This is a genomic window from Chromohalobacter moromii (genome assembly GCF_023091865.1).
GTDB classification, from domain to species: domain Bacteria; phylum Pseudomonadota; class Gammaproteobacteria; order Pseudomonadales; family Halomonadaceae; genus Chromohalobacter; species Chromohalobacter moromii.
In genome coordinates, this window is sequence record NZ_JAHXDI010000004.1 from 382,836 (window position 1) to 404,277 (window position 21,442).

General features: G+C 61.7%; 16 protein-coding genes. 8 read left to right on the forward strand and 8 right to left on the reverse strand.

Annotated elements, in window-relative coordinates; genetic code table 11:
- Positions 1-186 precede the first annotated feature (186 nt).
- Complete coding sequence (locus KZO83_RS14760; RefSeq protein WP_247621305.1) at positions 187-1,161, forward strand: calcium/sodium antiporter; 975 nt, start codon at positions 187-189, stop codon at positions 1,159-1,161.
- Between the two features lie 12 nt (positions 1,162-1,173).
- Here the strand turns inward: KZO83_RS14760 and KZO83_RS14765 are convergent, their stop codons facing one another.
- Genes KZO83_RS14765 through KZO83_RS14775 form a run of 3 tightly spaced genes read right to left on the reverse strand, consistent with a single transcriptional unit; the run spans position 1,174 to position 4,195 of the window.
- The gene (locus KZO83_RS14765; protein WP_247621306.1) at positions 1,174-2,115 is read right to left on the reverse strand and encodes an ArsA family ATPase; all 942 of its coding nucleotides are present in this window, start codon (positions 2,113-2,115) and stop codon (positions 1,174-1,176) included.
- Between the two features lie 42 nt (positions 2,116-2,157).
- The gene (locus KZO83_RS14770) at positions 2,158-2,454 is read right to left on the reverse strand and encodes a cory-CC-star protein (protein WP_178997480.1); all 297 of its coding nucleotides are present in this window, start codon (positions 2,452-2,454) and stop codon (positions 2,158-2,160) included.
- On the reverse strand, positions 2,441-4,195 hold the full coding sequence (locus tag KZO83_RS14775) for a carbon starvation CstA family protein (protein WP_247621307.1): 1,755 nt from the start codon (positions 4,193-4,195) through the stop codon (positions 2,441-2,443). The genes KZO83_RS14770 and KZO83_RS14775 overlap by 14 nt, the downstream gene beginning before the upstream one ends.
- A 324-nt stretch (positions 4,196-4,519) precedes the next feature.
- Here KZO83_RS14775 and KZO83_RS14780 point away from each other — a divergent pair, with 324 nt between their 5' ends.
- From KZO83_RS14780 to cydC, 4 genes are read left to right on the forward strand one after another with little or no spacing between them, the layout of a single operon-like run.
- Entirely contained in the window at positions 4,520-5,941 is a 1,422-nt protein-coding gene (locus tag KZO83_RS14780) for a cytochrome ubiquinol oxidase subunit I (RefSeq protein ID WP_247621308.1), read from the forward strand.
- A gap of 3 nt (positions 5,942-5,944) precedes the next feature.
- A complete protein-coding gene (cydB, locus tag KZO83_RS14785; protein ID WP_247621309.1) occupies positions 5,945-6,946 on the forward strand; it encodes a cytochrome d ubiquinol oxidase subunit II in 1,002 nt (333 codons plus the stop codon).
- 3 nt (positions 6,947-6,949) lie between these two features.
- The gene (gene cydD / locus KZO83_RS14790) at positions 6,950-8,665 is read left to right on the forward strand and encodes a thiol reductant ABC exporter subunit CydD (RefSeq protein ID WP_247621310.1); all 1,716 of its coding nucleotides are present in this window, start codon (positions 6,950-6,952) and stop codon (positions 8,663-8,665) included.
- The gene (gene cydC, locus KZO83_RS14795) at positions 8,662-10,371 is read left to right on the forward strand and encodes a thiol reductant ABC exporter subunit CydC (RefSeq protein ID WP_247621311.1); all 1,710 of its coding nucleotides are present in this window, start codon (positions 8,662-8,664) and stop codon (positions 10,369-10,371) included. Before cydD ends, cydC begins: the two co-directional genes overlap by 4 nt.
- 43 nt (positions 10,372-10,414) lie before the next feature.
- Here the strand turns inward: cydC and glpK are convergent, their stop codons facing one another.
- The 4 genes from glpK to csiR form a co-directional block, all read right to left on the reverse strand.
- Positions 10,415-11,923, reverse strand: coding sequence for a glycerol kinase GlpK (gene glpK, locus KZO83_RS14800; RefSeq protein WP_247621312.1), 1,509 nt, complete (start codon positions 11,921-11,923; stop codon positions 10,415-10,417).
- Positions 11,924-11,972: 49 nt separating this feature from the next.
- Complete coding sequence (locus KZO83_RS14805; protein WP_247621313.1) at positions 11,973-12,701, reverse strand: MIP/aquaporin family protein; 729 nt, start codon at positions 12,699-12,701, stop codon at positions 11,973-11,975.
- 197 nt (positions 12,702-12,898) lie between these two features.
- Positions 12,899-14,419 (reverse strand): glycerol-3-phosphate dehydrogenase, encoded by a 1,521-nt coding sequence (gene glpD / locus KZO83_RS14810; RefSeq protein WP_247621314.1) that lies wholly within the window; start codon positions 14,417-14,419, stop codon positions 12,899-12,901.
- A gap of 295 nt (positions 14,420-14,714) precedes the next feature.
- Positions 14,715-15,404: a DNA-binding transcriptional regulator CsiR gene (gene csiR / locus KZO83_RS14815; protein ID WP_247621315.1), complete on the reverse strand. Its 690-nt coding sequence runs from the start codon at positions 15,402-15,404 to the stop codon at positions 14,715-14,717.
- Positions 15,405-15,553: 149 nt separating this feature from the next.
- Between csiR and glaH the strand changes: the two genes are divergently transcribed.
- Both glaH and lhgO read left to right on the forward strand, forming a co-directional pair.
- The gene (gene glaH / locus KZO83_RS14820; protein WP_247621316.1) at positions 15,554-16,516 is read left to right on the forward strand and encodes a glutarate dioxygenase GlaH; all 963 of its coding nucleotides are present in this window, start codon (positions 15,554-15,556) and stop codon (positions 16,514-16,516) included.
- A 131-nt stretch (positions 16,517-16,647) separates the two neighbouring features.
- Positions 16,648-17,844, forward strand: coding sequence for an L-2-hydroxyglutarate oxidase (lhgO, locus tag KZO83_RS14825; protein WP_247621317.1), 1,197 nt, complete (start codon positions 16,648-16,650; stop codon positions 17,842-17,844).
- Here the strand turns inward: lhgO and KZO83_RS14830 are convergent.
- Positions 17,841-19,583: a SulP family inorganic anion transporter gene (locus KZO83_RS14830; RefSeq protein ID WP_247621318.1), complete on the reverse strand. Its 1,743-nt coding sequence runs from the start codon at positions 19,581-19,583 to the stop codon at positions 17,841-17,843. The two genes, lhgO and KZO83_RS14830, sit on opposite strands and share 4 nt — an antisense overlap.
- Before the next feature lie 260 nt (positions 19,584-19,843).
- Between KZO83_RS14830 and KZO83_RS14835 the strand changes: the two genes are divergently transcribed.
- On the forward strand, positions 19,844-21,442 hold the full coding sequence (locus KZO83_RS14835; protein ID WP_040241395.1) for a methyl-accepting chemotaxis protein: 1,599 nt from the start codon (positions 19,844-19,846) through the stop codon (positions 21,440-21,442).

Consider the following 21,442-nt stretch of genomic DNA (forward strand, 5'->3'; position numbering starts at 1 on the left):
GATATTCCGACAGACTTTTGCCTGAGAAAATCAGAAGCGCGAACAGCGTACATTCACGTGCGTATGTTTGTCAGTAGCATGACCGTTCGATTGCGCTAGAATAGCGGGGCAACGCGATAGCATGCATGACACGACAACGTTCAGGGAAACGACATTCAAGGACAATGATATTCAAGGAGACGTACCGTGCTGATGGCCATCATTGCCGTAGCGTTGGGGTTGGCGGTCCTGGTATGGAGCGCCGACCGATTTGTCGATGGCGCAGCGGCGACCTCGCGCCACCTGGGGCTACCGCCGCTGCTGATCGGCATGGTGATTATTGGCTTCGGCACCTCGGCACCGGAACTGATGGTCTCCGGACTTTCCGCCTGGCAAGGCAATCCCGGCCTCGCGCTCGGTAATGCCTATGGCTCCAATATTGCCAATATCGGCCTGATCGTGGGCCTTGTGGCATTGTTCAGCCCATTGACCATGCACTCTCAAGTGTTGCGCCAAGAGCTCCCACTGTTGGTAATGGTGACCCTGGCCTCGTTGTGGTGCCTGCAAGATGGCAGCGTCTCGCGCTGGGATGCCGTGTTACTGCTCGCGATGTTGGTGGCGTTTCTGACCTATAGCGTCATGCGGGGGCGTCAGAAGGGCAGCGACACGCTGGCCGACAATACCACCGCCAACCTCGATACGCAGTCGATGTCGCTAAAGCGGGCGATTACCTGGACCCTGGTGGGCTTGGTTCTGCTGATCGTCAGCTCGCGTTTACTCGTGTGGGGCGCGGTGGATATTGCCTCGGCGTTTGGGGTCAGCGATCTGGTCATCGGCTTGACGGTGGTTGCCATCGGGACCTCGTTGCCGGAGCTTGCCTCCTCGATCAGCGCGGTGCGCAAGAACGAGCATGATCTTGTCATAGGGAATGTGGTGGGTTCCAACCTCTTCAACACTCTCGCCGTGGTTGGGCTGGCGGGTATCATCGATCCGATCGACGTCGATAGTGCGGTACTCGTACGGGACTGGCCGGTCATGGCGGGCTTGACCCTGGCGTTGACCGTTTTCGGCATCGGCTGGAAGGGCCAAGGGCGCATCAACCGCTTGGAGGCGGCGTTGCTGTTGGCGACGTTTATCGCCTATACGACATGGTTGGTAGTGTCCGTCATCGGTGGACATTGACGGGAGAGCGGTTCAGGCATGCGTATGCCAGGGTGAGAGCTCGCCAAGAGCCTCGTAGAGCGGGCGTAGATCTTCGATGGAGGCGGGTGCGTGGGGCTGATGTTCGATGCGTATGCATAGGCGGTCCGCGAAGGATGTCTCGAGCTGCTCGATCCAGGGGCGTTGTTCCTCGCGCCAATTGGCGAGCCACTGGCTATCGACCGTAGTGGGCAAGCATTTGTTGATGACGACGGCGCTGACATGCAGGCCGTTGGCTTCCAGCAGGTCACGGGTGCGCGCGGTTTCCAGCGCCGGTAGGCGTTCCGGGTTGGCGACCAAAATCATCGCCGAGTGCGCAGGGCACGTCAGGTGCTCGCGAGCGGCGGCGAGGCGTCCGCGTCGACGCATCAGCGCTTCCTGAATGGGGTCATCGACCACTTCGCCGTCTCCCAGCCAGGCCTTGTAGTCGCTGCGCACCTTGTGGCGACGTTGCATCAAGCCGTCTACCCAGGCGCCCATGATTTCCGGCAGCGCGAGCAAACGCACGGTATGGCCACCCGGCGCGGTATCGAAGATCAAGCGGTCGTAGTGCTGTCCGGTATCGAGCAAAAGGCCGACCAGCGCATCGAACAAGGCGGCTTCCTCGGTGCCTGGGGCATGGCGAGCCAAGTCGAGCTGACGAAATACCGCCGCACTGCGTTCGCCGCTCACCATGGGCTTGATGTTGGCCTTGACCTGGTCCAGATAGCGTTTCGTCTCATGGTCGGGGTCGAGTTCGACGACATCCAGGCCAGGGCGCATGCGCGTCGGCGTCGGGCCGGGTTGGCGACCGAATAGGTCGGCTAGATTGTGGGCGGGATCGGTGGACACCAGGAGGGTGTTCCATCCGGCATCCGCGCAGCTCAGCGCGTAAGCGGTCGCACAGCTAGTCTTGCCGACGCCGCCCTTGCCGCCGAAAAACAGGCTTTTGGCCATATCGGCTGTCTCTCCTCGGTTGTGCTACGTCGTCGGATTCGTTCAGCAGCAGCGAAAACCATCCAGGGGCGAGCGCGGCATACCCTGACGCTTATGCCACTCATGAAAGCGGTCCAGCATGTAGGGGTAAAGTTCCAGGGTCATGTCGCCGACGGGGTTGGGGATACCCATCATGTCGCAGAAGCACAGCAGCATGAAAAGATCTTCTTCATCCTGCAGTTCGCGGACGATCTCACGGCGGTGCTGAAGGCTTAATACCGCGTCGTAGCCCTCGATGAGTCGTTTGATCCGCGTCCGCCAGTTGGCGGACGCGGCACGTTCATCATCAGCGCGTGTCATCGGAACTCAACGACTCTTGGACGGCTGTCGGGTCCTGGCGGAAGCTACGCGAGGCTTCGAGCAGGATCCACAGCGTGAACACCATGATCAAGCTGCCGAAGGTGAACAGCAGCAGGTTACGGTCGGCATCGCCGAAGCCCGACCACGTGAAGATCACCTGCTGTGCCATAGCCCACAATGTCATTACCAACAGGAACAGCATCGGTACCAGCGTGAAGACCACCGGGCGGCCCTGACGCTTGAGCCACACCGAGACCAGCATCAGGGTGATACCGGCCAGCAACTGGTTGCTGGTGCCGAACAATGGCCACAGTAGATAACCGCCCGAGCCGAAGCCATTGGGGCCTTCCGGCAGAATCACCAGCGCGGCGCTGGTAATGACGGCAATGCTGGTCGCGACATGCTTGCGCGCGATCACTGGCATGCCGTACTCGTTGCCCAGCTCGGCGATGATGTAGCGCATCAGGCGTACGGCGGTATCCAGTGTGGTGGCGGCGAAGCTGACCACGATCACCGCGACCAGGGTCGAGCCCATGTGCTCGGGAATGCCGAGGTTGCCCGCGAGCTGTCCGGCGCCTTTCACGAAGGAACCGAGTCCGCTGGAACCGGCCGCCGAGAAGCTTGAATAGGTGGCGGTGAAATCCGCGCTGGACGCGAACAACGTGCCCACGGCGATGATCGCGATCATCGCCAGCATACCTTCACCCAGAGCGCCACCGTAACCGATGAAGCGAGCGTCGGTTTCCTTGTCGAGTTGCTTGGAGGTGGTGCCCGAGGCGACCAAACCATGGAAACCGGAAATGGCACCGCAGGCGATGGTGATGAACAGCAGCGGGTACCAGCTGACATCGGTTTCGCCGTTGACGCTGGGCGCGGTCATCTCCGGCGCCCCGACGAGCAGCCCCAGATACAGCAGGGCGAGCCCCACCACTAGCTGATGCGAGTTGATATAGTCGCGCGGCTGCAGCAGCTTCCAGACGGGTAGCGTGGAAGCGATATAGACATAGGCCATCAACACCACGATCCACACCAAGAAGGCCATCGAGGTGGCATCGAAGCCGCCTGCCACCGCAGTGTCACCGCCACCGAACCAGCTGACCAGATCGATTTGCAGGAAGGGGACTTCGCTCGCCAAAAGCGCTGCGCCATACATGACGGCGAGGGCGATGACCGAGGGCAGAAGCATCGACCCCGAGTGACGATAGACGCGATAGCCGATCCACACCGCCAGAGGAATCTGGATGAATACCGAGAGCACGCTGGCAGGGAAGGTGATGAACAGCTTGGCGATGACCCAAGCGAAGACCGCGTTGATCATCAACACCAGAATCAGAATGATGAACAAGAACAGCAGCTTGGCACGCTGTCCGATCAGTTTGTTGGCCAGCGTGCCGATGGAATGGCCCTTGTGGCGGTTGGACAGCACCACGGCGCCGAAGTCATGCACGCCGGCTGCGAACACAGTGCCCAGCACGACCCATAAGATGGCGGGTAGCCAACCCCAGTAGATGGCGATGGCCGGCCCGACAATGGGAGCCGCGCCTGCCACCGAAGTGAAGTGGTGTCCCCACAGGATCCACTTGTTGGTGGGGACATAGTCGACGCCGTCTTGATAGGCGTGAGCGGGCGTTTGGAAATCGGGGTCCAGACGGTAAATGCGTTCGGCGATGAACTTCGAATAGAAGCGATAGCCCATCACGAAACACACGGCGCCGAAGATGGCGATCCAGATAGCGTTCATGAGTGATCCTTGTCGAGAGCGGTCGCGCCGGGCGCCGACCATGCTTTTATGGAGACTGCTATCCTACCAAAGAGGGATGGCGTTCTCCGTTAGACGAACGACGCAAAACGAAATCGCTGCGACATCGGCGCGCATGCGGCAATTTGCCTTGCGGCAACGCGACACATACCAAACCCAGTCATAGCGCTTTTTAAGGTTATATAAAACCTCTACGATGTAGGGGTATTGGAAACGAAACAATAAGATCCAGGCGGCGGGCCTTTTTCGGCTATGACCACCTCTTTCCGATGACATTTCGACTACGTGGGCTTCAAGGAGTCAGCCATGGCGCTAGATCCGATCCTCCTGTCGCGATTGCAGTTCGCATTCGTGGTTTCCTTTCATGCCATCTTCCCGGTCTTCACGATCGGGCTTGCCTCCTATATCGCCGTGCTCCAGGGCCTTTACGTATCCACGGGCAACCGCGTCTGGGATCGTCTCGGCCTGTTCTGGACCAAGGTCTTCGCCGTGGTCTTCGGCATGGGGGTGGTGTCCGGCATCGTGATGGCGTTCCAGTTCGGAACCAATTGGAGCAACTTCTCGCAGATGGCGGCGAACTTCATTGGTCCAATGCTCAGTTACGAGGTGGTCACGGCATTCTTCCTCGAAGCTGGCTTCCTGGGCGTGTTGCTGTTCGGTCGGCATCGTGTCTCGCCGGCGGTGCACTTCTTTGCTGCGCTGATGGTCGCCGTGGGGACTTTCATCTCGGCGTTCTGGATTCTTGCCACCAACAGTTGGATGCAGACGCCCGATGGCTATGAGATCCGCGAGGGTGTGATCCATGTAACCTCTTGGTTCGATGCGATCTTCAACGCGTCCTTCCCGTATCGCTTCACGCACATGGCCCTGGCGGCGTTCTTGACCGGTGGCTTCGTGGTGACTGGGGTCAGTGCCTGGTTCTTGCTGCGCGGTCGTGAGGTCGATGCTCATAAACGCGCGCTGTCGATGACACTATGGCTGCTGCTATTTCTAGCGCCGCTACAAGCCTTCGTCGGTGATGAGCACGGCCTCAACACGCTGGAACACCAGCCGATGAAAATCGCTGCCATGGAGGGTAACTGGGAAACCGAGTCGAACGTGCCGTTGTTGCTGTTCGCGTTGCCGGATCGCGATCTGCAGGCTAACCGCTTCGAGATCGGCATTCCCAATGGCGCCAGTCTCATCCTGCGTCACGATCCAGACGGGGTGGTACCGGGGCTCGATCAAATCGACCGCGCGCAACAGCCGCCGGTGTGGATCACCTTCTATAGCTTCCGCGTGATGGTGGCATTAGGGCTCTTGATGATCGCCTTCGCCGTTGCCGGGCTGGTGCTGCGCAAGGGTGGGCGTGTCTACCGCAGTCGTTGGTTCTTGCGTGGGTTGCAGGGCATGAGCCTAGCGCCGTTCGTGGCGGTGGTCGCGGGCTGGTTCGTGACCGAAACCGGGCGTTCGCCGTGGCTGATCTACGGTGTGCTCGACTATGCCGATGCCATTACCCCTTCGCTGAGTGGTGGAATGGTGCTATTCACGCTGCTGGGGTATATCGCCGTCTACGCCGTGATCTTCATCGCCGGTGTCTATTACCTGTGCAAGGTGATCGACCAGGGCCTCGATGAGCACGACGACACGGAGGATTTGGATAGTCACGACCGTCCGGCGCGGCCCATGTCCGCCGCCCACGTGCCCTTCGATGATGCGCGCGACGACCGCGCCCCGAACAGGAGCTAAACCATGGAAATGTTCGATCTCTCGTTGATCTGGGCCGTCATCATCGCTTTCGGTGTGATCATGTACGTGCTCATGGATGGTTTCGACCTGGGGCTGGGGATCTTGTTTCCCTTCGCTCCGGACGAAGACGCGCGTGACGTCATGATGAATTCCGTCGCCCCGGTGTGGGACGGTAACGAGACCTGGCTGGTGCTGGGCGGCGCGGGGCTGATCGGGGCCTTCCCGCTGGTCTATTCGATCCTGCTGCCGGCGATGTACATCGGGGTCTTCCTGATGCTGGCGGGCTTGATCTTTCGTGGCGTGGCCTTCGAGTTCCGCTTCAAGTCGCGGCGCACGCGCAACTGGTGGAACGCCGCCTTTGCCGGTGGCTCCTTCGTGGCGGCCTTCGCCCAAGGCGCCGTGGTAGGCGCCTACATCGAAGGTTTCGAGACTGCCGATCGCGTATTCACCGGCGGAGCGCTCGACTGGCTGACGCCGTTTTCGGTGATCACCGGCTTGGGGCTGGTGGCCGGCTATGCGCTGCTGGGATCGACCTGGCTGGTGCTCAAGTCGGAAGGGCATGTGCGTGAATGGGCGCGTGGCCTGGTGCCCAAGCTTCTCGTCGGCGTGGTGGCGGTGTTCGCCGTCGTTAGCCTTTGGACGCCATGGATCGACCCGGGCGTCTGGGAGCGCTGGTTCGACCACATGCAGATAATCTGGCTGCTGCCCGCACTGGCCTTGGCCTGCGTGATCGGTGTCTACACTGCCAATCGCAAGGGGCGCGAGTTGATGGCATTCCTGCTCACCTTGGGCATGTTCGTCTTCACCTACCTGGGCTTGCTGGTGAGTCGCTGGCCGTATGTCATCCCGCCCGACTACACGCTGTGGGACGCCGCATCGGCACCGGAGTCACAGTTCTTCCTGCTGATCGGTGTGCTGTTCGTGGTACCCATCATTCTGACCTACACCGCCTGGTCGTACTGGGTGTTCCGCGGCAAGGTGCGTGTCGGCGACGGGTACCACTGAGCCGTGTCTCGATCTCAAGCCCAAACCTCGGCGCGCGCGTCGCGCCAATGGCTGGCCGCGCAATCCCGTGAGGTGCGCGGCTGGTTGAGCCTGGCCATCGCCGCTGGTGTCATCGGTGGGCTCGCGACACTCGCGCAACTCGGCCTGATGGCATGGTTGATCAGCTCTGTCGTGATCCACGACACGCCCTTGGTGACGCTATGGCCCTATGCGGCGGCGTTGGCGGGCGCGGTGATCGTGCGCGGGCTCGCGCAGTGGCTGCAGGAAACCAGCGGTCTGGAAGCTGGGCTGCGCGTCAAGGCACGCGTGCGCGCCCAAGTGCTCGATCAACTCGCGGCGCTGGGGCCGGTGCATCTCGCCGAGCGGCATAGCGCCGGGAGTACCGCACAACTGGTCGATCAGGTCGAGGCGCTGGAAGGCTATATCGCGCGTTACGTGCCCCAGGCCACGCTGGCGGTGGTGCTGCCGCTGATCTTTCTCGGCGTGGCGTTTTCGCTGGACTGGTTGGCAGCGTCGTTCTTCTTGATCGCGGCGCCGTTGATTCCGCTTTTCATGGCGTTGATCGGCATGGGCGCCCAGCGCTTGAACGAGCAGCAGTTCCAGGCCATGACGCGTCTCGCCGGGCATTTTCTCGACCGTGTGCGCGGGTTGACCACCTTGCAGCTATTCGGGCGCACCCGTCAGGCCACCGAAGAGGTCACCGCGGTGGCCGACGACTACCGGCGGCGCAACATGAAAACGCTGCGCGTGGCGTTTCTCTCATCGGCAGTGCTGGAGTTCTTCGCCTCGGTGTCGATTGCGGTGATCGCCATCTACATCGGCTTCGGCTTGCTGGGCTACATCCAGTTCGGTCCCGCCGATCAACTGACGCTGTTCAGCGGTTTGTTCCTGTTGTTCATGGCGCCGGACTTCTTCCAGCCGCTGCGCTTGCTGGCCCAACATTATCACGACCGCGCCAGTGCCCTGGGCGCTGCCGAGGGCTTACGCACACTGCTGGCGCAGACGCCACCACAGGGCCCGCGAATGGAGGCTCTAAACAGTGGGCATGACGACACGGTGCCACTGCGGGCGCGCCTGACCGATGTCAGTGTGGCGCATGCCGGACGCGGCCGGGTGCTGGGGCCGCTCGATCTCGATATCGACGATGGCGAGGTGGTGGCGCTGGTCGGTCCCTCGGGCACCGGTAAGTCGACATTGCTACAGGTGCTCGCCGGTTTCGTCGATGCCGAGGCGGGCGAGGTCGTGCTGCGTTCGAAGACACGCGTGGCTTGGCTCGATCAACGTCCGTTCTTGATGCAGGGCACGCTGGCCGAGAATCTGCGCCTGGTCGCGCCCGATGCCAGTGACGACCGATTGCGCGAGGCGTTGATCGCGGCACAGCTCGGTGACTTGCTGAGCGCTTTGCCCGAAGGGCTCGACACGTCTCTCGGGGAGCGCGGCCTGGGGCTTTCCGGCGGGCAGGCCAGCCGCCTGGCGCTGGCGCGGGTGTTTCTCAGCGATGCGCCCTTGGTGCTGCTCGACGAACCCACGGCCAGCCTCGACCCTGACAACGAGCAACGCGTGATCGAGGGGCTGACGCAACTGGCCGCACAAGGCCGCACCCTGGTCATCGCCACGCACCATCCGGCCGTCATGGGCATGGCCGACCGCGTGTTGCGTCTCGAGGCGGGGCAGCTGCATTCACAGGATGTACCGGCATCGTCGGAGGCCTTGTCATGAAGGAGTCCATCATCATGAAAGGGGCTACGGTAAAGGCGCTGGGCCCATGGTTGCGCCTGATGGGCGAGCGGCGTACACGCTTGCTGATCGGGGCGTTGCTGATGCTGGCGACGCTGCTGTTCGCCATCGGGTTGCTGACGCTATCGGGATGGTTCATCACCGCGACCGCGCTGACCGGGATGACGCTCGCGGCGGGCGGCGCGGCGACGATCAATGTCTTCACGCCGGGTAGCGGCATTCGTTTCTTCGCCGTGGGGCGCACCGCCGCACGTTACGCCGAGCGACTTTATAACCACGATACCGTGCTGCGCCTGCTGGCGGATATTCGCGGGCGGACCTTTGCCGGCTTGTCACGGCTCTCGGGCCGTGAATTGGCGCGTTACCGCGCCGGCGAATGGCTCAACCGGCTGACCGCCGATATCGATGCGCTCGACAATCTCTATCTGCGCTTGCTGGCGCCGCCGTTGGTGGGACTGCTCGCAGTTCTCGTGGTCAGCGGTATCCTGGCGCTGGCGATGCCCGCGTTCGGCGGCGTGCTGCTGGCGATCATGCTGCCGTTATGGGGGATCGTCACGCTGGGCATGGCGGTGGCGGGAAGCGGTCCTAGCGCACGGCGCGTCGAGACCTTGGAACGCCTGCGCGTTCGTGCCCTGGAGCATCTTCAGGGTCTTGCCGAGCTGCGCACCTTTGGCGTACTCGGCGCCCACCGAGCGAGGGTGGAGCGCGAGCAGCGGACGTTGCTCGACGATCAGCGGCGCCTGGGACGACGCGCCGCGCTGGGTAATGCGCTAGTCACCGTGACCGTGCAAGGCGCTGCCGTGGCGATTCTATGTTTGGCGCTGCTCGCGTTCGCCGCGGGCAAGCTCTCGGCGCCCGTGGCCAGCATGTTGCCATTGGCGGTGCTGGCGCTGAATGAAGGACTCGCCATGCTGCCGGGCGCCTTCGTGCAATTGGGGGCTACGCGTACGGCTGCCGCGCGGCTCAATGCCGAGGCGGCGGCGCCTGCGAGTGACGAAGGCGGGATCTCCCTGGCTAGCGTCGAGGCGCCGTCACTCACCTTCGAGGCGGTGACGCTGCGTTATCCGGGCATGGGGACTACGCCTGCGCTCGAAGACGTCAATCTACACGTGGCGGCCGGCGAGCGTGTCGCCGTGCTGGGCCCTTCGGGCAGCGGCAAGTCGAGCCTTGCCCAACTCGTCGTCCGGGCCTTCGATCCCGATGCGGGCAGCGTGCAACTGGCGGGGCAGGATCTACGCAGCCTGGCGCCGCAGGCATTGCGTTCGCGGCTCGCCTATCTGACCCAGCACACCGAGCTTTTTCATGCCTCGCTGGCTGACAACCTGCGCCTGGGGTTGCCGGTTGAGCACGACCTGGATGAAGCGGCCGTCGAACGTGCCCTGTGGCAGGCGCTATGGATCGTCGATCTGGAGGGTTGGGCACGCGAACTGCCGCACGGACTCGACACCTGGGTCGGCGAAGCCGGGCGCCAGCTTTCCGGTGGGCAAGCACGCCGCGTGGCGCTGGCTCGAGTCATTCTGCGCGATGCGCCGCTGGTGTTGCTCGACGAACCGCTGGCGGGGCTGGACGCCACTACGGCGACGACGGTCGCCGAGCGGCTCGACACCTGGCTCGATGGGCGTACCGCGCTGATGTTCGCCCATCGCCGCGACGCCCTACCGCATTGCGATAGGGCGTTAGTGCTTTGACTATGACACGTTCAGCTATGGCTATAAGCGCGGCAACGGCGTCTTATGAGGCGACATGAAAGCCCATGGTCGCTTGGACGGCACGCTTCCAGCCCTCATAGAGCTCGTCGCGCTTTTCCACGCTCATCTTGGGCGTGAAGCGGTGATCTATGGCCCATTGCTTGGAAATTTGTTCGCGCGACTCCCAGAATCCCAGCGCGAGGCCGGCCAGGTAGGCGGCGCCCAGTGCGGTGGTTTCATTGACCGCGCAACGCAGCACATCCACACCCAAAATGTCGGCCTGAAACTGGGCGAGAAAATCGTTGGCGATGGCGCCACCGTCGGTCCGCAGTTCGGTAAGCTCGAGATCGGCATCGGCCTGCATGGCATGGAGGACGTCTGCGCTCTGGTAGGCCATGGATTCCACCGCCGCACGGATGAAATGCTCCTTGCTCGTGCCGCGCGACAGGCCGAACATCGCGCCGCGGACGTTGGAGTCCCAGTAGGGGGCGCCCAGCCCGGTGAACGCCGGTACGAGGTAGACGCCGTCGTTGTCACCGGCGCGCTCGGCATAGGCTTCTGAATCAGACGACTTGCCCAGCATGCGCAAGCCGTCGCGCAGCCACTGGATCACTGAACCGGCCACGAACACGCTGCCCTCGAGGGCGTATTCGAGCTGCCCGTCTATCTCCCAGGCCACGGTCGTGAGCAGCCCATTTTCAGAGGCCGTGGCTTCCGGGCCGGTATTCATCAACGTGAAGCAGCCCGTGCCATAGGTGTTCTTGGCCATGCCGGGTTTGAAGCAGGCCTGGCCGAACAGGGCGGCTTGCTGGTCACCGGCCATGCCGGCGATCGGCAGTTCATTGCCGAAGAAATATTTCGGCAGCACCTTGCCATAGACTTCACTGCTGGATTTGACCTCGGGCAGCATCGATTCGGGTACGCCGAACAGCTCGAGGAGTTCCGGGTCCCATTGGCGAGTGCGGATGTTGAACATCATGGTGCGCGACGCATTGGTCACGTCGGTGACATGCACCTTGCCGCCGGTCAGGTTCCAGACGAGCCAGGAGTCGATGGTGCCAAACAGCAGGTCGCCGTTGTCGGCTTTTTCTTTGACGCCTTCGACATTATCGAAGATCCACTTGAGTTTGGTGCCCGAGAAATACGCATCGATGACCAGCCCGGTCTTGTCGCGGACCATCTCCGCATGCCCGGCTTCACGCAACTCATCACAGATCTCGGCCGAATGACGTGATTGCCAGACGATGGCGTTATAGACCGGCTGGCCGGTGTGCTTGTCCCAGACGACGGTGGTTTCACGCTGGTTGGTGATGCCGATCCCAGCAATTTCCGAGACATCGACCTGCGTGTTATTGATCACCTCGGTCAGCGTCGTCAGCACGCTGGTCATGATGTCGCGCGGGTTGTGCTCCACCCAGCCCGGTTGCGGGAAGATCTGCTCGAACTCGCGTTGGGCGATGCCGGCGATCTGGCCGTCGTGGTCGAACAGCATGGCGCGGGAGCTGGTCGTGCCTTGGTCGATCGCGAGTATGTATTTCTTTTCATTGCTCATGGAAGGTCACTCCTCGTGTTCGTTACAAAAAACCGATCAATCTGGACGATTAGTAGGCGTAAGCCACAAGCGCCGCCAAAGTGCTGCCGATGACAGGGCCGACCACTGGCACCCAGGCATAGCGCCAGTCGTTAGAGCCCTTGTTCTGGATGGGCAGTATGGCGTGGGCAATGCGCGGGCCGAGATCGCGCGCCGGATTGATGGCATACCCCGTCGTCCCGCCCAACGAAGCGCCGATCGAGACCACCAATAGGGCGACCGCCAAAGGCCCGAGGCCGGACGGTGTGTGACCGAACATGATGATGACGAAGATCAGCACGAAGGTGCCGATGATCTCGCTGAGCAGATTCCAACCATAGGAACGGATGGTCGGTGCCGTGGAGAAAGTGGCCAGTTTGAGCGCGCTATCTTCCGTGTCATCGTACTGTTTTTTGTAGGCCAGATAGCAAATGACGGCCCCTAGAAAACCACCGATGAATTCGGCCACTAAATAGGTGGCGGTCGTGACGAGATTGATCGGAATGCCTTCGGCATACTCTTTGGCCGGGCCAATGAGCAAACCGAGTGTCACGGCTGGATTGAGATGCGCACCGGTATCGTAGGCGACATACACACCGCAGAACACGGCAAGCCCCCAACCGAAGAAGATCACGATGCCATCGCTGCCGTTACCGTTCGTCTTGTTCAATAGGACATTGGCCACTACGCCGCAACCCAGTAGTGTCAGGAACGCTGTGCCAGCGATCTCGTGGACCAGTATCGTTTCTACGATTCCCATGAATATGCCTTGCGGTAATGAGTGTTACGGTCGAATAAGGCGGGATACGCATGTCCTGCAATATCGATGGGAATATGAGCAATGGGTTGGCGAGTCATGGTGTTCCTCCTCTTTGTTGCGCCACCCACATCGATGGCAGTTGGGTTTGGGTCGTTATTCACGACGGCTGGGTGCGTTGCTAAGTCCTTAGGTGAGTTTTAAGTAGTTGGACCGGCGTTAGTCGGTTCAGCTAAGGAACGGTCGAGATAGTCGGCGAGTCGGCGCCGTTCGCTGTCATTGAGACGCAGCCCCAGCTTGGATCGCCGCCAGAGAATGTCCTCGGCCGTGCGCGCCCATTCGTGATCGCGCAGGTAATCGACTTCGGCGGCATACAGGTCGGCACCAAAATGCTCACCCAGGTCGTCCAGACTTTTTGCATCGCCGACGATGTTCGTGACCCGTGTGCCGTAGTTGAAGACCATGCGATTGGCCATGCCCAGTGGAATGAAGGGGTGACTGGCCTGTAGCGACTTGAACAGGTGCTGTGGTTTCGCTTCTTCACCGCCGGGCAGCGGATGACCTTTACCGGTCCAGGCTTTTTCCTGGTTGCCGAGCTCAGGTGCCAATTGATCGACGGCGTCCTCAGCCAACCGTCGATAGGTCGTCAGCTTGCCGCCGAAGACGTTGAGCAGTGGGGCGCCGCCGGAGGTATCGAGCTGAATGCGGTAATCGCGGGTAATCTCGCTGGCGTTGTCCTCACGATCATCGAGAAGGGGGCGCACACCGGAGTAATTCCAGACGACATCGTCGGGCCCGATAGGCCGTTCGAAATAGCGATTGGCCGCCTCGCATAGATAGCCGATCTCATCTTCCTCGATGGCGGTATCGCCGGGGGCGCCCTCATGCTCGACATCGGTCGTCCCGATGAGCGTGAAATCGCGCTCGTAGGGAATGGCGAACACGATGCGGCCATCGGGTTGCTGGAAGATATAGGCGTAGTCGTGGTCGAACAGCTTATTGACGACGATATGACTGCCCTTGATCAGGCGCAGCGAATACGGGTGATCCTGGGAGGCGACCTCGTCGAGAAAACGCACCGCCCAGGGCCCGGCCGCATTGACCAGCCCGCGAGCGGCGACCTGGAACGTATCGCCTGCGGCGGTACGCAGGGTGATAGTCCAACCGTCATGACTGCGTACGGCAGTCTCGGCACGCGTGCGCGTCATGATGCAAGCACCACGACTGGCCGCGTCCATGCAGTTGAGCACCACCAGTCGGGCATCCTGTACCCAGGCGTCCGAGTACACGACGCCCTTGGTGAACTCGGGTTTCAGTGGTGTCCCGGCCGGATGATCGGCGAACTTGACGCCATGGGAGCCTGCTAGCGTCTGTCGTCCACCCAGGTGGTCGTACATGAAGAGCCCGACTCGGATCATCCAGGCCGGCCGCAGGTGTTTTTGGTGAGGCAGGATGAAGCGCATCGGCCAGATGATATGCGGCGCGGCCTTGAGCAGTATCTCGCGCTCGGAGAGGGCTTTGGCCACGAGCTTGAATTCGTATTGCTCTAGATAACGCAAGCCACCGTGGATCAGCTTGGTCGACGCCGATGACGTGTGGCTGGCGAGATCGTCCGCCTCGACGACGAGCACCGAAAGTCCACGGCCTGCAGCATCACGTGCGATGCCTGCACCGTTAATGCCGCCGCCGATGACAATCAGGTCGTAGGTTTCGTTGCGCATGTTCGGATCCGCTCACCAGTGTTCGAGTTAGATCATTGTGGCTCGGATTCGAACATTTTTAATTAGGCAAAAAGTAGTAGACGCTATTTCGGGTTATAGCTGAGGACGGCCATATGGGGCGGGATTCGGTCTGATAGCGCTAAAACCCGTTCGCGGCTAGGGTTCGTCAGTGAAAAAGCGAGTCGATGTGAAAAATCGAAATTCGGATCAGAACATTGCGGCCAGGTGCGAGGGGCTATCGTGTGGCTATTCGACGTACGATCGCGCAGTGCACGGTCGTGGTCGACTCAAGGATTTATACGAGCCCCTGTTCACTTAATACCTCTTTGATGATCGGTACCGGCGTCATTAGATGCTCACGCATCATCGTGCAGGCTTTTGCTGCGTCGCGGGCGAGGATGGCGTCGGTCAGCGCCGCATGCTCGCGGCGCTTGGCGTCAAGCGCCTCCGCGGAGAACACGGTTTGGCACAGCCATAGATGGCGGTAGCGTTCGGCTTGATCGAATAGCCAGGCTCGCGTCTGCAGCAAGTGCGGCGAGTCGCAGCCCGCCGCGATGGCGCCGTGAAAGGCCTGGTGACGGGTGTCCCAGATATCCAGCATCTCGTCGGCGCTATGCACTTCCACGACCTTGCTCAAGGCATGCGCTTTAGCCAGGATCTGTGCTTCCCAGTCATCGCCGCCCCGGGCGATGGCCAGCTCCAGTACCAAGCCTTCCAGTTGTGCGCGTGCGTCGTAGAGGTCCTCGAGTTCCTTGATCGACATCTCGGCGACGCGATAGCCGCGTTGACTCACCGCCGTCACCAGACGCTCGCTGACGAGTTGCGACAGAGCCTCGCGCATGGGTCCCACGCCAAGATCGTAACGTGTCTTCAGATCGCTCATGCGCAACTTTTCGCCCGGCGTGTAGACGCCGCGGATGATGTCGCGTTTGAGATGTCGATACGCGCCGATGGCGAGATTAGGGCGCGGCGAAGCACGGGTCATGGGGCAGTTCCAGCAGATATGTGAGCGCCATGATACCGGACGTCACCAGAGGCGGGGAATGTTCTTGCGTCGATGCATGGGTGTAATTTTGACGTTTTATAAAAATGTAGATATTTTTATAAGCATCTAAAACAACACGGAGATCGCCCATGACGGCCCTTAATACGCTTGCCGATCGCGCTCCTCAGGGATTCAGCGCCGCGCCTTCCGCACAATCGCCACGCTTGTTACAGCTAACCCTGGACGCCGCGACCGTGCGTGCTTTCCTCGACGCCACCGCCGAATGGCCGATTCAGGCGCTGGAGTACAAATCGATGCTGCGCTTTCGTGTGGCTAAAATCCTCGACGATCTATGCGCCAATACGCTCAAACCGTGGCTGGTGGATACGCTGGTGGATCGTGCTACCGGTGGGCTGCTGGTAACGCCGGAAGGGCTCGATGAAGTGGCGCAGGCCGATGACATGGTGAAGGTGGCCACGGCGGTGGCGCATTGCATCGGGCGCTCCAACTTCGATGCCATGAGCGGGCAGTATTACGCGCGCTTCGTGGTCAAGAACGTCGATGAATCCGACAGCTATCTGCGTCAACCGCATCGCGTGATGGAACTGCATAACGATGGCACCTTCGTCGAGCAGGACACCGACTACGTGTTGATGATGAAAATCGACGAGCAGCACATGCAGGGCGGCAATTCTCTGTTGTTGCATCTCGACGATTGGGCGGATCTCGAGCGTTTCCACGCGCATCCCATGGCGCGTCGCGAAATGCGCTGGGCGGCGCCGCCGAGCAAGAACGTCGGCAAGGACGTCTATCATGCCGTGTTCGACGTGGATGCCGAGGGGCGTCCGGTGATGTCCTACATCGACCAGTTCGTGCAGCCGCGCGATTTCGAGGAGGGCAACTGGCTGTGCGATCTTTCCGAGTCGCTGGAAAGTAGCGCGGCGCGCCTGTCCGTGCCGGTGCCCATCGGCAGCTTCCTGCTGCTCAACAATCACTTCTGGCTGCATGGGCGCGATCGCTTCACGCCGCATCCCGACCTCCGCCGCGAGTTGATGCGCCAACGCGGTTACTTCACGCACAAGCAGACGCTCGCCAACCCCAAGCACACCTGAGTGGCCCAGCACGCCTGAGTGGCCAAGCACGCCTGAGTTAGTAGTGAGTGCGCGATGAGTGAGGGATGTCTTGAACGCCAACCGGGCGTTGCGCAGGCTGTAACGATTCGACTCTGACAAGCGAGAACGCGGTGTACGATTTCATCATCATCGGCGGCGGCATCCTGGGGATGTCCACCGCCATGCAACTGATCGAGGCCTATCCCGACAAGCGTATATTGCTGGTCGAGAAGGAAAGCGGCCCGGCGCATCACCAGACCGGCCACAACAGCGGGGTGATCCACGCCGGGGTCTACTACACGCCGGGGAGCCTCAAAGCGCGTTTTTGTCTGGAAGGCAATCGCGCCACCAAGGCGTTTTGCGACACTCACGGCATCGCCTATGACAACTGCGGCAAGCTGCTGGTCGCCACCAATGAGGTGGAAATGCAGCGCATGCAGGCGCTGTGGGAGCGCACCGCGGCCAATGGCCTGGAGCGTGAATGGCTCGACGCCGACCAACTCCGCGAGCGAGAGCCCAATATCACTGGGCAGGGCGGTATCTTCGTGCCTGCCAGCGGCATCGTCGACTATCGTCAGGTCGCCGCGAAGATGGCCGAGATGTTTCAGAACGCCGGCGGCGAAGTACGTTACACGGCGCCGGTCACGGCCCTCGAAGAGCGCAGCGAAGAAGTCGTGGTCACCACCGGCCAGGGCACGTTCACAACACGGCACCTGGTCTCATGCTCGGGACTGATGGCGGACCGCGTGGTGTGCATGCTGGGCGTCACGCCCGAGTTCACGATTTGCCCGTTCCGGGGCGAATACTATCAATTGCCGCCCGAGCACAATCGCATCGTCAATCATCTGATCTACCCGATTCCCGATCCGTCGATGCCGTTTCTCGGCGTGCACCTGACGCGCATGATCGACGGTAGCGTCACCGTGGGACCGAATGCCGTGCTGGCTTTCAAGCGCGAGGGGTATCGCAAGCGCGACGTGTCGTTCGGCGACTTGGCGGCGATGGCCGGCGATCCCGGCATTCGCAAGGTGCTGCGAGCCAATCTCAAGCCGGGGCTTCACGAGATGAAGAATTCGCTTTTCAAGGGCGGCTATCTGGAAGAAGTGCGCAAGTACTGTCCGCGCCTGACCCGCGACGACCTGCGCCCGTACCCGGCAGGCGTGCGCGCTCAAGCCGTGGCCAAGGACGGCAAGATGATCGACGACTTCCTGTTCGTCAACACGCGCCGCAGTGTCAACGTCTGCAACGCGCCATCGCCCGCCGCCACCTCGGCAATCCCCATCGGCGCGCATATCGTCGACAAGGTGAAAGCGCTGGTAGAAGGCTAGGAGGACGAGGTATCGCGCGTCGGTTTCACGGCCGTTTTCTCGTCGTGTAGCGCTTCCCAGGCGTGATATGTGCTGAGGAAGACTTCGCCGGTGAGATGGTCGAGAAAATCGCTTTGCTTGAGCTGGTCCATCACCGGGCCTTTTACCTCGGCGAGATGCAGTTTGACCTGTGAATCGTCGAGGCGAGCGTTGATCGCTTCCAGGCTTTCCAGCGCCGAGGCGTCGATCAAGTTGACGGCCGAACTGATCAACACGACATGCTTCAGCGCCGGGCGTTCGGCGACCATGGCGTAAACGGTGTCTTCCAAGTAACGCGCGTTGGCGAAGTACAGGCTCTCGTCGACGCGCAGCAGTGCCACGGTGGGGTCGTGCTCGGTGGTGTGGCGCTCGACGTTGCGGAAATGCTCGGTACCGGGGACGCGGCCTACCAAGGCGCTATGTGGGCGGCTGGTGCGATACAGGAACAATGCCAGTGACAGCCCCACGCCGGCCATCACGCCGACTTCGACGCCGCTGACGAAGGTCAGCACGATGGTCGCCAGCATGGCGGCGAAATCGCGCTTCGAATAACGCCAAGTACGCTTGAGACCGCGCGCATCGAGCAGCGTGAAGGTCGAGACGATGATGCTGGCGGCGAGCGTGGCGATAGGCAGAAAGTGAATCAGCGGCGTGAGATAGAGCGTCACCAGTGCCACGCCCAGCGCGGCGAAGCTGCCTGCGGCCGGTGTACGCGCGCCGGCATCGAAGTTGATCACCGTGCGCGATAGGCTGCCCGTCACCGGCATGCTACTGCTCAAGGCGGCGGCGAGGTTGCTGCCGCCTAGCGCGAAAAGCTCCTGGTCGGGCGAGATGCGCTGGCGACGCTTGGCGGCCAGCATCTGCGCCAGCGATACCGACTCGATAAAGCCCACCAAGCTGATCAGAAACGCCGGCATGAGCAGCGTGCCGATCAGGCTCGGGTCGAGCGAAGGCAGCGCGAGCGGCGGTAGATGGCGCGGAATCTCGCCGACCACGGCGACGCCGTGCGCCTCCAGGTCGAATGCCCACACCAGCAGGGTCGAGATCATCACCGCAATGATCGGCCCCGCCTTGGTGATGAAGCCACTCAACGTGGCGGTCATGCCCAGGCGGCGCAGCGTGGGGCCGGCGCGGCGCATCCCCATCAAAAACGCCAGCGAGCCGAGACCGATCAATGCCGTCAGACCGTTGAAATCCTGCCAATGCGTGGCCAGCCCGGCGAGCTGCTCGATCAGCGTGAACCCGGACATCGAGATGCCCAACAAGTTGCCCAACTGGCTGGTAGCGATCAGCACGCCCGAGGCGCTGAGCAGGCCGGAAACGACCGGGTGGCTCAAGAAGTTGGCGAAGAAGCCCAGCCGGAAGACGCCCATCAGCATCAGCATGACGCCAGACAGGAACGCCAGTGTTGCGGCGGCTTCGCTGTAGGCGACGGTCCCCGTGGCGACGATGCCCGATAGCGCCGCGGCCGTCATCAAGGCGACGATCGCCATGGGGCCCACCGCCAGCGTACGGCTGGTGCCGAAGACCGTATAGGCCACCAACGGCAGCATGCTGGCGTAAAGGCCCGTCACCGCCGGCAGCCCGGCGAGCAGGGCATAGGCCAGCGCTTGCGGAATGACCATCAAGGTGACGATGACGGCGGCGAAGAGATCCTGGGATAGCGTGTAGCGGTCATAACCTGGTAGCCACTCGACGATGGGAAAGTAACGCTTGAGCATCCGGGTCTCGTTGATGTGCAAGGAAGTCAGGTTTCTGAGCGAAAAGATATAACGCTAGAAGTGTTTCTAATAGCTACTAATGGTGCGGCGTGCGGGCCGTGTGTGCAAGTGCGAGGCGGTACACAGGCGGATGGACTGGCGTCTCGCTAAGCCGATAGGGGCGCCCCCTACATCCTTGGTCGATTGATCCAAAGTGCTAATCAGTCGAGCGTTTGATTGCCGATATAAAGGGGGAATAGCCTCAATCGGAGCGAAACAGGATGCACGTGATCACTTTCATCGTGGCACTTGTGGGAGCAGCGCTGGGCATGTGGTTGGCGCTGGACGGTACATCGTGGTGGCTGCGCGGGGTAGGCGTGCTCGTCGCGATGCTGGCAGGAGGATGGTTCGGAGCCAAGGGCGGCGTCGCCGGGCGCCTATACCGTGCGGATGGCGAGCGTCTCGAGGCATTCGGCGGGCGTGGTTTCTCGCGAGCGATGCGTGATTATCTCTCGCTGAGACGCATGGCGCATCGTCTGGTGGGCCGTGCCAGCCGCACGGCCATCGCGGCCGCGGAAGTCTCGCATCACGCTGACCGCATGGATCGGCGACTCAATGAGCAGAAAGGCATCGTCAACGATGCCACCGCGCGTACGCGGGCAATCGCCGAGGCCGTGGCGCGGGTCTCGTCCAGTGCCCGCGATGTAGCCGATCTCGCCGGTCAGGCGCGTACCAGCAATCAGGAAAACCGCGACGCACTGGAAGGTGTCATTCGCGAGATGCGCACCCTGGCGTCACACTCCGATGAAGCGCTTGAGCTGCTCGATACTCTCAACGAGCGCAGCGCCAAAGCACGCGATGTCACCGGCATGATCGCCACCATCGCCGAACAGACGCATCTACTCTCGCTCAACGCTTCCATCGAAGCGGTGCGTGCCGGCGAGCACGGTCGCGGTTTCGTGGTCGTTGCCGAGGAGGTGAGGGCGTTGGCGCGGCGCAGTAGCGATGCCTCGCAGCAGGTGGAAACGTTGGTTGGGGAAATCGGCGATAGCAGTCGCCATGTCGTCGAGTCGCTGGGCGGCTTGATGCGTCATGTCGGCGAGCGGGCGCGTGAGGTCGATGCCGTGGGCTCGCACCTGGCGGGGCTGTCCAAGGACTTCGATACCGTGGAAGCGCAGATCGCGGATATCGCCGATGCCATGCGTGACACCGACGGTAACGTTCAAGAGGTCGCCGGCACCTTGGGAACGCTGGAAACCCAGATCGATGCGGGCACGCGTGACATGCACGGCCTCGCCGGCGAGGCCAAAGCCCTGATGGAAGCGGCCGAGGCAGTGGATGGCGAGCTGGCTTTGCAACGCGTGGCGGGGCGTCATCAGCAAGTCTTCAAGCGTGCGCGAGAAACCGCCGACCGGATCGGCGCATTGTGTGAAGCGGCGCTCAAGCGCGGTGAACTCGAACGCGGCGCTTTGTTTTCCGAAGGCTATACGCCAGTTGCCGGCACCAATCCGCCGTTATATCGAACGCCTTTCGACCCCTTCATGGACCAATACCTGCCCGACCTGCAGGAACCGCTTCTGGCGGAACTCGACGCCAGCTACGCCATTCTCTGTGACCGGCAAGGCTATGTACCCACGCACAACCGCCATGTCAGCCATCCACCCACCGGCGATTACGCCACCGACCTCAAGTTCTCGCGAAGCAAGCGCCTGTTCGACGACGCTACGGGCGGACGTTGTGGGGCGCATACCCAGACGCTACTGGTGCAGACCTACAAGCGCGATACCGGTGAGGTGATGCATGACCTGTCGGTGCCGGTCTTCATCAACGGCGAGCACTGGGGCGGTTTCAGGATCGGCTATGCGCCACGCGCGGCATGA